Origin of the sequence: Alcaligenes sp. Lyrl_28, assembly GCF_051948705.1 — a bacterium.
Classification (GTDB): Bacteria; Pseudomonadota; Gammaproteobacteria; order Burkholderiales; family Burkholderiaceae_B; genus Alcaligenes; species Alcaligenes ammonioxydans.
This window is the reverse complement of the sequence record NZ_JAYJLG010000005.1, coordinates 197,021-210,697: the sequence shown is the minus strand read 5'-3', so window position 1 is coordinate 210,697 and position 13,677 is coordinate 197,021. Positions and strand designations below refer to the sequence as shown.

Sequence of the window (13,677 nt, the reverse complement as noted above, 5' to 3'; positions counted from 1 at the left end):
AAGATGGCCCAATCTGGAGATAGAAATGCGTCTTGTAACGTACCGTAGTGAAGTTGCTGCCGCTGGCCGCTTGGGCGCCATTGTGGGCGATCTGGTGGTTGACCTGGGTTACCTGGGCGACGCCACAGGCCACATGCTGCCTGACAATATGCTCGATTTCATCGACCTGGGCCCAGCCGCTGTGACTTCCACGGCTCGCTTGCTGGAAACCTACGCCGACGATATGCCTTTTGGCGTGGCACTGCCCTTGGCCAACGTCAAACTGTTGGCTCCTATCCCCCGTCCACGCAAGAACATCTTTGGTATCGGCCTGAACTACGTGGAACACGTAGCCGAATCCAGCCGTACCCTGGACACCTCCAAAGAGCTGCCTAAGCAGCCCGTGATTTTCTCCAAGCCGCCTACCACCGTGATTGGCCCCGGCGATGCCATCGAGCACAACAAGAACATCACGCAGCAAATGGACTGGGAAGTGGAACTGGCCGTGATCATGGGCACCCGTGCCCAGCGCGTGGCCAAGGAAGACGCCCTGAAGTACGTGTTCGGCTACTCCGTCATGATCGACGTGAGCGCTCGCGACTGCCGTCGTGCCGGTCAGTGGATCTACTCCAAAGGCCAGGACACCTACGCGCCATTCGGTCCTGTGATCGTGACGGCCGATGAGCTGACCGATCCTCACAACCTGAACCTGAGCCTGACTCTGAACGGTGTGACCAAGCAAAGCTCCAACACCAAGCACATGCTGTTCAACGTGAATGACCTGATCGCTGACATCAGCGCCGGCATCACGCTGGAACCCGGTGACATCATCGCCACCGGTACACCAGAAGGCGTGGGCGCTGGCCGTGATCCTCAAGAGTGGATGTGGCCTGGCGACGTGGTGCATGCTGTGGTGGAAGGCATCGGCGAATTGCGTCACCCCATCGTGGACGTGACCCCCCAAAACTAAGTAAAGGAGAGCATGATGCTGGAATTGCGTCAGTTCAAGGCCGCCGCCGTTCAGGCAGCGCCTGTGTTCCTGGACACGAATGCGACCATCGAAAAAGTATGTCGTCTGATCAATGAAGCAGCCGACAACGGTGCCGAGCTGATCGCCTTCCCCGAGGTGTTCGTCTCCGGTTACCCCTACTGGAGCTGGGTGATGAACCCGATCGAGGGCAGCCCATGGTTCGAGCGCCTGTGCAAATCGGCCATCGAAGTCCCAGGTCCCGAGATCCAGAAGGTTGCGCAGGTTTGTCGTCAGCGCAAGGTCAATGTGGTGTTGGGTGTGAACGAGCGCAGTCCCGTTGGCATCGGCACTCTCTACAACACGCTGGTCACCATCGGCGCTGACGGTCGCATTTTGGGCCGTCACCGCAAACTGGTGCCCACCTGGGCAGAAAAACTGACCTGGGCTAACGGCGACGCCTCCTCGATGCGTGTGCATGACACCACCATCGGCCCTCTGGGCGCCTTGGCGTGCGGCGAAAACACCAACACGCTGGCTCGTTTCAGCCTGTTGTCGCAAGGCGAGCTGGTCCACGTTGCCAGCTACATCGCCTTGCCCGTGGCACCGAAGGACTACGACATGGCTGAAGCCATTCGCCTGCGTGCTGCTGCACACTGCTTTGAAGGCAAGGTGTTTACGGTGGTGGCCTGCTCGACGGTTTCCGAGGAAATTGTCGAGGCCATGTCCGCCACTCATCCCGAAGCGCGTGATCTGCTGGCTCGTCCCAACAGTGCGTTCTCGGGCATTATTGGCCCCGATGGCCGCGTGCAGGGCGAAGCCCTGATCGACAAGGAAGGCATTGCCTACGCCGACATCGATCTGTCGCGCTGCATCCAGCCGCGTCAAATGCACGACATTACGGGTCATTACAACCGTTTTGACGTGTTTGACCTGCGTGTGAACCGCAAGGCTTTGACGCCTGCCCGCTTTTACGAAGGCGATGCCGCGTCCCAGCCCGACCTGAACCCTGCCGAGTTCTCCGTTCTGGACGACAAGGAAGCGTAAGCAGGTTCAAGACGGTCCCCTTCCAGTGTTGGATCGGGACCGTTTTTTGACGGGGCGCTTTGCTCAAGCACCCGGTCAAAAACCGCTGTGGCCTGGCCGCAGTGGTCAAAGATGCACACTGCCCGTTTTTGAAAAAGGGGCAGCGCCAGCCTGGAGGAGTGGGCTGTTTTAACGGCTGCTTCCCTTCCTGCATGGGCAGGACAGGCACTTATAACGATGACATAAGATCCCCGTAGGAGATGAAATGAGCGACAAGAACCCATTGGCAGCCTTTATCCAGGCAATCGACAGCAAACAGGTCCGTTTCGTGGATCTGACCCAGACCCTGTCTCCCAGCTTCCCCGCCTTGCAGCTGCCCCCCCAGTTTGGCCAGACTGCTGGTTTCTCGATTGAGCGCATTAGCCAATACGACGAGAATGGCCCAGGCTGGTACTGGAACAACTTCACCTGTGGCGAACACACCGGTACCCACTTTGACGCGCCCGCTCACTGGATCTCCGGCAAGGATCATCCGGACAACACCGTCGACACCATTCCTGTCGACAACTTTCTGCGTCCCGCCGTTGTGGTGGACGCCTCGGCCGAAGTGGCCCAGAACGAAGACTTCATCCTGACCTCCGAGTTCTTGCAGAACTGGGAAGCCCAGCATGGCCGCATCCCTGAAGGTGCCTGGGTGCTGTTTCGCACCGATTGGTCCAAGCGTGTCAACGATGCCGCCGCGTTTCTGAACATGCGTGAAGACGGCGCTCATACGCCTGGCCCAGCTCAGGAAGCGGTGGAGTGGATGATTCACGAGCGCAAGGTGCACGGCTTTGGCGTTGAAACCATCAATACCGATGCGGGCCAATCCTACGCCTGGCCAGTGGCTTACCCTTGCCACACCCTGATGCACGGCGCCAACCGTTACGGTTTGCAGTGCCTGTGCAACCTGGATCAGTTGCCCCCTCAGGGCGCACTGATCATGTCGGCCCCTCTGAAGATTGAAGGCGGCTCCGGCAGCCCGCTGCGCGTGGTCGCACTGGTAGCTCAGTAAACGCAAAACGGGGAGAAAATGGCAGAATTGTGTACGACACGGTTCTGCTGTTTTCTCACCTAGTGGTTTTCCATTATATTCGGCAGTATATATTTATCCGTAAACTATTCATCAATAAAACAAATTCACGAAAGAATGAATAGAGATCCAGCCGTACAGCCAGTGTCGGTGTCAGGCAGCCGGTTTTAGCGGAGACAGTAGACGAGCCTTACGCAGCCTTTTTGGGCCGTCCCCTTGCCCCCTGCGGCGCTACATGATGCCATGGCTTGGCCGTTTTGGCTGGGTAATTGATGTAGTCATGCTCAATGGTAGGCACACGATGGATACTTTTGAACTCGTCATCCGGGATATCCAGAACGCATCCCCGCTGATTCGCAGTTTTACGCTAGAGCCTGCCCAGGCCGGTTCCCTGCCCGCATTTGCGCCGGGTTCGCACCTGCAGGTACAGATTCCTGATCTGAACGATCACCGCTGCTATTCCCTGATTTCCCTGGACGCTGACATGGCGCAGGGACCCCGCTGCTACCGTCTGGGCGTACGTCTGGAGGACAACAGCTCGGGTGGTTCACGGTACATGCACAGCCTGAAAGTGGGCGATACCTTGCGTGTGGCTGGCCCCAAGAATGATTTCCCTTTGCATGAGGGCGTCGAGGGTGAAACCGAGACCGTGTTGATTGCCGGTGGCATCGGCATCACCCCGATTGCCAGCATGGCCGCGGCCCTGCATCACCAGGGTCGCCCCTATCAGCTGCACTATGCAGGGCGCAGCGTGGAACAGTTGGCTTTCCTGGATGAGCTGAGCGCCTTGTCCGGCCCGGCTCTGCGTCATTACGCGGACGACAGCGAAGGCCGGTTCTGCCTCAATACCCTGCTCGATGGTTTGACCAAAGATCAGCATATCTACGTTTGCGGTCCCAAAGGCATGATTGATGCCGTGATCGAAGCCTGCAAGCAGCGTGGCTGGCCCAGTGAGCATGTGCATTTTGAGCTGTTCGCGACCGCGGCTGCGCAGGAAGGGGACCAGCCTTTCGAGGTGGAACTGCGCCAGACCGGCGTCACGTTGCAGATCCCCGCCGACAAGACCATTGTTGATGTCATGGAAGAGCAAGGCCTGGACCCCATGATCGATTGCAAGCGCGGCGAATGCGGCGTCTGTACCTGTGATGTGATCGAAGGCGAGGTTGACCACCGCGACTATTTCCTGAGCGATTCGGAAAAAGCCAGCAACAAGGTTATCCAGATCTGTATTTCTCGTGCCAAGACCCCGCGTCTGGTGCTGGATCTATAAAGCCCAACGGCGACGGAGAACATGATGGAAAAGTATCGTGATAATCCCCAGGCCATCCGCGAATTGGTACGCGAGGCCGAGGTCCACAAGGATTTGTACATCAGCCAGGAGCTGTTTGAGCTGGAGATGGAACAGTTGTTCGCCAATACCTGGGTCTACGTTGGCCATGCCAGCCAGGTGCCCAATAAAGGTGACTTCTACACCACGACGGTCGGTACCGAGTCCGTCATTATGGTGCGCCATACAGACGACAGCATCCGTGTGCTGTACAACCGCTGCCCGCATAAAGGCGTGCAAGTGGCCGGTGAAACCTGTGGCAACACGGGCAAATTCTTCCGTTGCCCTTACCATGCCTGGACCTTCAAGACCGATGGTTCCCTGCTGTCCATCCCTTTGAAGAAAGGTTACGAAAATACCGGCTTTGAATGCACCGAAGCCAGCCAGGGCATGGCGGCGGTCAAGAATGTGCGGGTGTACCGCGATTTTGTGTTCTGCCGTCTGGCCGATGAAGGCATTGGCTTTGAAGAGTTCTTTGGCCAGTCCCTGAGCACCATCGACAATATGGTCGATCGCTCCCCCGAAGGCCGCCTGGAAGTGGCCGGTGGCGTGATGCGCTACATGCACCAGTGCAACTGGAAAATGCTGGTCGATAACCAGACCGATACCTGTCACCCCATGGTGGCGCACGAGTCCTCGGCGGGCACCGCCGTAAAAGCCTGGGAAGCGGCCCCTCCAGGTACGCCCAAGCCCATGGCGGTTGAGCTGTTTGCCCCGTTCATGTCGCCTTACGAGTTCTATGAAGGCATGGGTATTCGCGTGTGGGAAAACGGTCACGGCCATACCGGCGTGAGCAACTCCATCCACGCGGATTATTCCGAAATCCCCGGTTACTGGGACCAGATGGTCGAAGCCTACGGTGAAGAGCGTGCCAAAGCCATTTTGGGTGACACGCGTCACAACACCTGTTACTTCCCCAACATCATGGTCAAGGGCCCGATCCAGACCCTGCGTTTGTTCAAGCCCATTGCCGCGGATAAAACCCTGGTGGAGTCCTGGACTTTCCGCCTGGTGGGCGCGCCGGACACACTCCTGGAACGGACCTTGATGTACAACCGCCTGATCAACGCGCCTACTTCGATGGTCGGCCACGACGATCTGGAAATGTATGAACGCGCGCAGCAGGGCTTGCAGTCGCGGGGACGCGACTGGATGAACCTGGCGCGTCTGGTGGAAAAAGACGAAGACCAGCAAAAGAACGTGGTGATCAACGGCACCAGCGAAATGCAGATGCGCGCCCAGTTCCGTGCCTGGCTCAAGTTCATGCTGCCCGAGCAGCAGGCTAAACAAGAAGAGGAATAACCATGAGCGAAATCAGCCGTCAGGCCCTTATCGATTTTGTGTATGCGGAAGCCCGCCTGCTCGATGAACAGCATTATGAGCAATGGCTCGATCTGTTTACCGAAGATGGTTATTACTGGATGCCGTTGGCACACGATCAGCAAGACGCCCGATTGCATGCCTCCCTGATGCACGAGGACAAGCTTTTGCTGCGTATTCGTGTTGAGCGTCTGGCTGGCCGTCGCACTTTTTCCCAGCAGCCCAAAAGCCGCAGTCATCACCTGCTCCAGCTACCCACGGTGGAAAGCATGGACGAGGAAAAAGGCGAATACACGGTACGTTGCGCCTTCCATTACACGGAAACGCGCGGCGACAAGCAGGATATCTATGTAGGTTGGAGTACCTACACCCTGGTGCGCCAGGACGACGCGTTGAAAATCCGGCTCAAACGGGTGGATCTGCTCAATTGCGACGCGCCCTTTGGCAATATCCAGTTGTTTATGTGACAGGACAGGAGAATTTTTGATGGCCAACACCACGGTCTACCAGGCTTTTAGAGACACCGCCCAGAAATGGGGCGACAAGCCCTTTGTATGTACCCTGCCTGAGACCGCCCAGATCTACGGTATTGAAGCGGGTGAGCTGACCTACGGTCAGGCGCTGGAACGCATTGACGCCCTGCGTGGGGCTTACGCCGCCGCGGGCTATGGCCACGGCCATCGCGTCGGCATTTTGCTGGAGAATCGCCCCGTATTTTTCCTGCACTGGTTTGCCTTGAACAGCCTGGGCGTGTCGATTGTGCCGATCAATCCGGACCTGCGCGCTGCCGAGCTGGAGTACCTGATTGGCCATTCCGAAATGATCATGGCCATTGCCCTGCCCAGCCGTCACCAGGATCTGGTGGAAGCGGCCCAGCGTGCAGGCCAGCCCTTTGCCATCATGGCCGACGGCGATGTGCCGCCCATGGTGGAGCGTGCCGCCGCCCGCTCCTGTGACATTCCCGATGAGCACAGCGAATGTGCCCTGTTGTACACCTCTGGTACGACAGGTCGCCCCAAGGGCTGCATGCTGTCGAACCAGTACTTTCATTATGCCGGTGAGTGGTACCGCGATATTGGTGGTCTGGCCTCGCTGGAGCATGGCAAGGAGCGCATGCTGACCCCGTTGCCCCTGTTTCACATGAACGCCATGGCCTGCTCGACCATGGCCATGGTCAAGACCGGCGGCTGCCTGATCTCCCTGGATCGTTTCCATCCACGCAGCTGGTGGGATTCGGTGCGCGAGTCGGGTGCTACCGTAGTGCATTACCTGGGGGTAATGCCCGCCATTCTGATGAAGGCCGAACCCAGCGAAAAAGACCGTCAACACCACGTGCGCTTTGGTTTTGGCGCCGGTGTGGACCGTGGTCTGCATCCTGTTTTTGAAGAACGCTTCGGTTTCCCCTTGCTGGAAGCCTGGGCCATGACGGAAACCGGCGCCGGTGCCAGCATCATCGCCAATCACGAGCCACGCTTTATCGGCACCTCCTGCTTTGGCAAGGAAATGCCGGTGGTGGAAGTGCTGTTGCGCAAGGACGATGGCGAACCGGCCCAAGCCGGTGAAAACGGCGAGCTGCTGGTGCGCTCGGCTGGGGACAACCCACGTTACGGATTTTTCTCCGGCTACTGGAAAGATCCGGCAGCCACCGACGAGGCCTGGGAAGGCGGCTGGTTTCACACCGGCGATATTGTGTGCCGTGACGAGCAAGGCTACCTGCATTTTGTGGACCGCAAAAAGAACGTGATCCGCCGAAGTGGCGAGAACATCGCTGCCGTGGAGGTGGAAAACATCATGCAACAGCATCCGCTGGTGCGCTCCATTGCGGTGGCTGCCGTGCCTGATGCCATTCGTGGCGACGAAGTGATGGCGCTGGTGGTGCCCCACCAACCGATTGAAACCCAGGAGCAGCGTGAACAGGCCGCCCAGGAAATGGTGCGCTGGGGTCTGACCCAACTGGCCTACTTCAAGGTGCCCGGTTACGTCCTGTTTGTGGATGCCCTGCCGCTGACCTCGACCAACAAGATCCAGCGCGGTGAATTGAAAACCGTGGCGCTGGCAGCCTTGGACAACCCGGCCTGCGTGAACACGAATCACCTGAAAAAACGTCAGGAGGCCTGAGCCCATGGCCTTGCCGCAAGCAGCCCGCCAGGGCTATGACGATGTAGTGCTGGTCGCTCCGGTGACCATCCCCTACGAGCGCCATTCCGAGCAAACCGCCCATTGGTGGCTGGGTGCGGCATTGGGCCAGTTGCTGGCCCAATCCGGCCTGCAGAAAGCCGATGTGGACGGCGTGTGCGTGTCCAGCTTCACGCTGGGCAGCGACACCGCCGTGGGCGTGATGCAGCATTTTCAAATGAGCCCACGGTGGCTGGACCATATTCCGATGGGCGGTGCCAGCGGCGTGGTTGCCATGCGTCGTGCGGCGCGTGCCGTGCAATGTGGCGATGCGTCGATCGTGGCGTGTATTGCGGGCGATACCAATCACCGGGAATCGTTTAAGAACACGGTGGCAGGCTTCTCACGTTTCTCGCAGGATGCCGTCTATCCTTACGGTGCCGGTGGTCCCAATGCCAGCTTTGCGCTGCTGACGGACTACTACATGCGTCACTACGGTGCCACGCGTGAAGATTTCGGCAAGCTGTGTGTGGCCCAGCGTGACAATGCGCTGCGCAACCCGCACGCCCTGATGAAAAAGCCGTTGACGCTGGAGCAGTACATGGAGGCGCGCGTCATTGCCGACCCCATTCATCTGTTCGATTGCGTGATGCCTTGCGCGGGTGCCGAAGGCTATCTGGTGATGCGTCGGGAACAGGCTGAAGCACTGGGCCTGTCTTACGTTCGTATCCGCTCCACCATCGAACGTCACAACGCCTTTCCTCAAGACCCTGTTCAGTACCGTGGTGGCTGGGCCATGGACAAGGATGCCTTCTACGAACACGCGGGCCTTAGCCCGGCGGACGTGGACTTTATGGAAACCTACGATGACTACCCCGTCATCAACGTCCTGCAGTTTGAGGACCTGGGTTTTTGCGCCAAGGGCGAAGGTCCGGCATTCATCCGCAAGAACACCTTTACCGTGGATGGCAGCTTCCCCTTTAACACCAGCGGCGGCCAGTTGTCGGTAGGCCAGGCAGGCGCAGCCGGTGGTTATCTGGGGCTGGTTCAGGCCTTGCGCCAATTGACGGGTACCGCGGGTGATATGCAAGTGGCCAATGCCCGCATCGGTCTGGTGTCCGGCTTTGGCATGATCAATTATGACCGTGGCATCTGTACTGCCGCGGCCTTGCTGGAACGGGGGCAGTGATGAGCCATACCCAAATCTTGCCACCGGGCGCACGCAGCGCCACGGCAGTTGGCCTTACCGACGCCGCACGGCGTGGTGAGTTTGCCCTGCAAGTGTGCCCGTCCTGCGGCACGGTGCAGTATCCCGCCCGCGATGTGTGCGGCCATTGTTTGCACACCACGCTGAACTGGCAGGCCGTGCCCGATACGGGCGTGCTGCAGGCCACCACCACCTTGCATCACAGCAACGAGCCCTACTTTCAGGCACGACTGCCCTGGCGTATCGGTACCGTTGCGCTGGATTGCGGCCCGTTCGCCATCGCCCACTTGCCTGAAGGTGGGCAGGCGGACGAGAAAGTGCGCCTGAGTCTGGAACTGGATGCGGGTGGCGTAGCCGTGCTGGTAGCGCGCCCTGCACCCTGAATTTGCCTGGAGACAATCAAGATGACACAAGCTCAATACACCGCCATCGTGACGGGCGGCAGCACCGGTATTGGTGAAGACATTTGCCGCAAGATGCTCGATCAGGGTTACACCGTGATCAGCATGGCGCGCAATGTGTTGCCCTGGACGCACGAACGTCTGCACTGCGTGCAGGTGGATCTGCTGGATGCAGCAGCAACCGAGAAGGCGGCAAAAGACATTGCCGAGCGCTTTGATGTGACCCACTTCATTCATAACGCCGGCGTGATCTGGCCGGCCTTGCTCGATGAGGTCAAACTGGAAGATTTGCAGGGTCTGACCCAGATCCACCTGGGCGCTGCCTTGCAGATTACCCAGGCGGTGGTGCCCGGTATGCGCGAGCGCCACTTTGGCCGGATCGTGCTGATGTCCTCGCGCGGCGCGCTGGGTCTGCAAACCCGGACTGCCTATGCAGCGACCAAGGCCGGCATGTTGGGCATGGCTCGCACCTGGGCGCTGGAACTGGCTGACCAGGGCATTACGGTCAACGTGATTGCCCCCGGCCCGATCACCACCAATATGTTTTACGACGTGGTGGAGGCCGGAAGCGAGCGCGAAGCCAAGCTGGCCGCCTCCATTCCGGTCAAACGCCTGGGCCGCGCGGACGATATCAGCCGCGCCACGATGTTCTTTTCAGACCCTGAGAACAGCTTCATCACCGGTCAGACTCTGTATGTCTGCGGTGGTGCCAGTGTGGGCACGTTGATCATCTGACCTGTTTGCGGCTGGGTTGACGATGATCGCGCCCTACGTGCGCGTGAGGCGCAGCCCATTTGCCGACTTGCCTCTGAAAACCCCCTTGCCGGCTCAAGGGGGTTTTTATTTGGGTGGATTGGATTGGGGCGCAGACCTAGGGCCGCTTGCCTGTTTTTGGTGCCTGGCTCTGCGGTGACGTTCAGCTGATGGCAAATGTGGGACGTCAGCGCGCGGGTCTGCTTTGTTTTCGACCCGTCTCAAGCCAATGTTGTCAGGTCCGTGCGCTCGCCCGGCGAGGTTTGAAGGCCGTGTGAAGGGCTGGCTTTTGTCCATGCATCGGCTCAGCCGGACGTCTTGGGACACCAATTCTTGCCATGTGAGATGGAAGCCACGAATTCATGATTTTGGATGGAATTAAGGGTTTCTTTCTATTTACCTGGATTTGTTCATCTATAAACTATTTAGAACAGAAATATAACAATGTGACCCTGTTTTACGGGGCGCATGATGACCCAAAAAACAGGCCTTGTCGGGCCAAAATAAGTGGAGCTGTAATGAACGACGATCTGCCAGGAATGGAGCTGGTGCGTTCACGTGGAGTAGTACGGGTTGTTGAGACAATTCTGGATACTGCCTGTGTGGTCATCTTGATTCTGATGACAGGGATCACTACCGTGGACGTGATAGGCCGCTACGTGTTTCACGCCCCTTTACTGGGTGCGTATGAGGCCAGCGAACTGTTGCTGGGGGTGCTGATTTTTTCGGCTTTGCCGCGTGTCACCTGGCACCAGCAACACCTGACCGTCAGTTTGATTGATGCGTGGTTGGGTCCGGCGGCTCGTCGTGTCCAGCAGTTTGTGATCAATCTGATCTCTACCTTCATGCTGGCAGTGCTCACTTTCTATTTGTGGAAGCACGCCACCGAATTGAACGAGTACGGGGATATGAGCAACGCCTTGCAAGTGCCTATTGCCCCCTTTGCCTACATCATCGCCATCATGACCGGCATTGCCACTTTGGCTGCCTTGCTCAAGATTTTTAGCTCTCCACGCCGATAAAGACGGAGTTTTTTCATGTTGATTTCTATTATCGGACTGTTTGTTCTGCTCGGTAGCCTGTTTCTGGGTCTGCCCATTGCCTGGGGCATGTTGCTGGTTGGCACATTGGGTTTTGCCTTTTTTACAGGCATGGAAGCGGCCCTGATCATGGCGGCGCAAACCAGCTATGACACGGCCATGAGCTATAGCTTTACAGTGTTGCCGCTGTTTATCTTGATGGGCAACCTGGTCAACGCCTCGGGTCTGTCCAAAGACCTGTACAAGGCCGCTCACGCCTTCATCGGTCACCTGCGCGGTGGTCTTGCCATGGCAACCATTGTTGCCTGTGGTGCCTTTAGTGCGCTCTGTGGTTCCAGTATGGCCACTACAGCGGCCATGGGCCGGGTGGCCATGCCCAATATGCGCAAGTACAACTATGACGATCGTCTGGCTACCGGCAGTATCGCTGCGGGCGGCACGCTGGGCATTCTGATTCCGCCCAGCGTGATGATGGTGGTGTACGGGATCTTGACCGAAACCGATATCGGCAAGCTGTTCGCGGCGGGTTTCCTGCCCGGCATGGTGGCCATGCTGATGTACCTGATCACGGTCATGATTATTACCGCGATCAACCCCAGTCTGGGCCGTCCCGGTGAGAAAGCCAGCTGGCGCGAACGCTTTGAGGCAACCAAAGGCGTGATGGCCATTACCGTGCTGTTCATTGTCATCATGGGGGGGATTTACGGCGGTGTGTTCACACCGACCGAGGCCGCCGGCATTGGTGCTGCGGCCACCTTCTTGCTGACCCTCAAGCGTCGTGGCTGGCAGCCCCGCATGTACCTGACGGTGCTGATCGAAGCGGCGCAGACCACCGCCATCATGTTTGCGCTGGTCATTGGTGCGCTGGTCTTTACCAACTTCCTGTCCGTTGCGGGCTTGCCCAATCAGTTGCTCAGCTTCATCGAAGGCATTGATGTCTCGCCCATCATGGTGATCCTGATCATTTGTGCCATCTACCTGGTTCTGGGTTGTTTCCTGGAAACCATGTCCATGGTCATGTTGACGGTGCCTATTTTTTACCCGATCGTCGCCTCTCTGGGCTTTGATCTGGTGTGGTTTGGCGTGATCGTGGTGGTCGCGGCTGAAATCAGCCTGATAACCCCACCCTTGGGTCTGAACATTTTCATGATCAAGAACGTGATGCCCGATGTTCCCCTGGGCACCATCATCCGCGGGGTTGCACCCTTTGTCATGATGGACATTCTGCGTTTGCTCTTGCTGGTGTTTGTTCCCTGGATTGTTCTGGTCATTCCAAACAGTATGTAAAACCCGGCCCGGATGCAGTGGTGATCCGGGCAGCAGTACACCGCCGGGCCGTAACGACCCGGCAGCAAAACAATTTACGAGGAGTCGAGATGCGTGTTTTCAAGAAATTGGCCTTGAGCCTGGGCCTGGCGGCGGCAGCGCTGGCACCGACGATGCCGTCGGTGGCTGCTGAAGTGACCACTTTGCGTTTTTCCCAGTGGATGCCACCTGGCCACTTCATTGTGACCAATATGTTCGAGCCCTGGGCCCAGGAAGTGGAAAAAGCCACCGAAGGCCGTGTGAAGGTCGAGTTCATCAATGCGCTGGGCAAGCCGCAGGCGCACATGGATCTGGTGCGCAATGGCATTGCCGATCTGGGCATGTCGGTTCATAGCTACACCGCCAACCGCTTTCCCTTGATCGAGTTTGCTGAGCTGCCGTTCACCACTGATGACGGCGGTGTGAACTCGGTCGCCTACTGGCGCACCTATGAAAAATTCATGATGGATGCGAATGAGCACAAAGGCGTGAAATTGCTGGGCATGTGGACCAGTCCGGCCACGGTGATCTTCACCAGCCAGGACAATGTGCAAAGCATTGACGATCTGAAAGGCAAGAAGCTGCGCTCGCCCAGCCCTCTGTTTGATGCCATCGGCAAAGCACTGGGCATCGTGACCGTGAACGCACCGGCTTCTGACAGCTACGAAATGCTGTCGCGTGGCGTGATCGACGGCATGTACTTCCAGTACGACCAGCTGGATAACTGGAAACTGGACAAATTGGTCAAGACCGCTGTGTCGGTCCCAGGTGGTTTCGGTAAATCCAGCCAGTACCTGTTCATGAACGAGCGCAAGTGGAAGAGCTTGTCCGAGGCCGACCGCGCGGCTATTGAGAAGATCAGTGGCGAGTGGATTGCCAATGATTTCGGTTCCAAATGGCAAGCCGCCGAGCAAAAGGCGATTGAAAAGCACACGGCTGCCGGCTTGAAAACGCTGCGTCTGGAAGGTGAGGCGGCCGATCAATTGAAAGAGCGTCTGGCCTTTGTTGAAGAGGACTGGATCAAGGCGGCTGAAAAGAAAGGCGTGGATGGCAAAGCAGCGCTGGCTTATTTCCGTGAGCAGATCAAAGAGCTGAGCGCGGCCAAGTAAAGCAGCCCGCACAGCGCCCTGCCAGGGACCTGACCCCGCTGTCCAAGAGGACGGCG

Annotated in this window: 13 protein-coding genes; all 13 read left to right on the top strand. The window is 58.0% G+C overall.

Annotated elements, in window-relative coordinates:
* Nucleotides 1-25 precede the first annotated feature (25 nt).
* The 13 genes from VF694_RS13235 (at nucleotide 26) to VF694_RS13175 (ending at nucleotide 13,621) form a co-directional block, all read left to right on the top strand.
* Nucleotides 26-949 carry a fumarylacetoacetate hydrolase family protein gene (locus VF694_RS13235; RefSeq protein ID WP_003800679.1) on the top strand — a complete coding sequence of 308 codons (924 nt, stop codon included), beginning with the start codon at nucleotides 26-28 and terminating at the stop codon, nucleotides 947-949.
* 15 nt (nucleotides 950-964) lie between these two features.
* A complete protein-coding gene (locus tag VF694_RS13230) occupies nucleotides 965-1,993 on the top strand; it encodes a carbon-nitrogen hydrolase family protein (RefSeq protein WP_003800676.1) in 1,029 nt (342 codons plus the stop codon).
* Between the two features lie 244 nt (nucleotides 1,994-2,237).
* Complete coding sequence (locus VF694_RS13225; RefSeq protein ID WP_003800674.1) at nucleotides 2,238-3,026, top strand: cyclase family protein; 789 nt, start codon at nucleotides 2,238-2,240, stop codon at nucleotides 3,024-3,026.
* Nucleotides 3,027-3,345: 319 nt separating this feature from the next.
* A complete protein-coding gene (locus VF694_RS13220) occupies nucleotides 3,346-4,314 on the top strand; it encodes a PDR/VanB family oxidoreductase (protein WP_003800672.1) in 969 nt (322 codons plus the stop codon).
* A gap of 24 nt (nucleotides 4,315-4,338) precedes the next feature.
* Complete coding sequence (locus VF694_RS13215) at nucleotides 4,339-5,673, top strand: aromatic ring-hydroxylating dioxygenase subunit alpha (RefSeq protein ID WP_003800670.1); 1,335 nt, start codon at nucleotides 4,339-4,341, stop codon at nucleotides 5,671-5,673.
* A gap of 2 nt (nucleotides 5,674-5,675) precedes the next feature.
* Nucleotides 5,676-6,158 (top strand): aromatic-ring-hydroxylating dioxygenase subunit beta, encoded by a 483-nt coding sequence (locus VF694_RS13210; protein ID WP_003800667.1) that lies wholly within the window; start codon nucleotides 5,676-5,678, stop codon nucleotides 6,156-6,158.
* Between the two features lie 19 nt (nucleotides 6,159-6,177).
* A complete protein-coding gene (locus VF694_RS13205; RefSeq protein ID WP_003800665.1) occupies nucleotides 6,178-7,809 on the top strand; it encodes an AMP-binding protein in 1,632 nt (543 codons plus the stop codon).
* A gap of 4 nt (nucleotides 7,810-7,813) precedes the next feature.
* Entirely contained in the window at nucleotides 7,814-8,995 is a 1,182-nt protein-coding gene (locus VF694_RS13200; RefSeq protein ID WP_003800664.1) for a thiolase family protein, read from the top strand.
* Complete coding sequence (locus tag VF694_RS13195) at nucleotides 8,995-9,396, top strand: Zn-ribbon domain-containing OB-fold protein (protein WP_131071124.1); 402 nt, start codon at nucleotides 8,995-8,997, stop codon at nucleotides 9,394-9,396. Before VF694_RS13200 ends, VF694_RS13195 begins: the two co-directional genes overlap by 1 nt.
* A gap of 21 nt (nucleotides 9,397-9,417) precedes the next feature.
* Nucleotides 9,418-10,149, top strand: a complete 732-nt coding sequence (locus VF694_RS13190) for an SDR family NAD(P)-dependent oxidoreductase (RefSeq protein WP_003800659.1) — start codon at nucleotides 9,418-9,420, stop codon at nucleotides 10,147-10,149.
* 536 nt (nucleotides 10,150-10,685) lie between these two features.
* Entirely contained in the window at nucleotides 10,686-11,189 is a 504-nt protein-coding gene (locus VF694_RS13185) for a TRAP transporter small permease (protein ID WP_003800657.1), read from the top strand.
* A 15-nt stretch (nucleotides 11,190-11,204) separates the two neighbouring features.
* Entirely contained in the window at nucleotides 11,205-12,494 is a 1,290-nt protein-coding gene (locus tag VF694_RS13180) for a TRAP transporter large permease (protein WP_059318408.1), read from the top strand.
* 89 nt (nucleotides 12,495-12,583) lie between these two features.
* On the top strand, nucleotides 12,584-13,621 hold the full coding sequence (locus VF694_RS13175; protein WP_003800651.1) for a TRAP transporter substrate-binding protein: 1,038 nt from the start codon (nucleotides 12,584-12,586) through the stop codon (nucleotides 13,619-13,621).
* The last annotated feature ends 56 nt before the right edge of the window (nucleotides 13,622-13,677 follow it).

Coding starts and splice junctions, on each gene's coding strand:
- VF694_RS13235 (WP_003800679.1), top strand. CDS start 26: ATGCGTCTTGTAACGTACCGTAGTGAAGTTGCTGCCGCTGGCCGCTTG.
- VF694_RS13230 (WP_003800676.1), top strand. CDS start 965: ATGCTGGAATTGCGTCAGTTCAAGGCCGCCGCCGTTCAGGCAGCGCCT.
- VF694_RS13225 (WP_003800674.1), top strand. CDS start 2,238: ATGAGCGACAAGAACCCATTGGCAGCCTTTATCCAGGCAATCGACAGC.
- VF694_RS13220 (WP_003800672.1), top strand. CDS start 3,346: ATGGATACTTTTGAACTCGTCATCCGGGATATCCAGAACGCATCCCCG.
- VF694_RS13215 (WP_003800670.1), top strand. CDS start 4,339: ATGGAAAAGTATCGTGATAATCCCCAGGCCATCCGCGAATTGGTACGC.
- VF694_RS13210 (WP_003800667.1), top strand. CDS start 5,676: ATGAGCGAAATCAGCCGTCAGGCCCTTATCGATTTTGTGTATGCGGAA.
- VF694_RS13205 (WP_003800665.1), top strand. CDS start 6,178: ATGGCCAACACCACGGTCTACCAGGCTTTTAGAGACACCGCCCAGAAA.
- VF694_RS13200 (WP_003800664.1), top strand. CDS start 7,814: ATGGCCTTGCCGCAAGCAGCCCGCCAGGGCTATGACGATGTAGTGCTG.
- VF694_RS13195 (WP_131071124.1), top strand. CDS start 8,995: ATGAGCCATACCCAAATCTTGCCACCGGGCGCACGCAGCGCCACGGCA.
- VF694_RS13190 (WP_003800659.1), top strand. CDS start 9,418: ATGACACAAGCTCAATACACCGCCATCGTGACGGGCGGCAGCACCGGT.
- VF694_RS13185 (WP_003800657.1), top strand. CDS start 10,686: ATGAACGACGATCTGCCAGGAATGGAGCTGGTGCGTTCACGTGGAGTA.
- VF694_RS13180 (WP_059318408.1), top strand. CDS start 11,205: ATGTTGATTTCTATTATCGGACTGTTTGTTCTGCTCGGTAGCCTGTTT.
- VF694_RS13175 (WP_003800651.1), top strand. CDS start 12,584: ATGCGTGTTTTCAAGAAATTGGCCTTGAGCCTGGGCCTGGCGGCGGCA.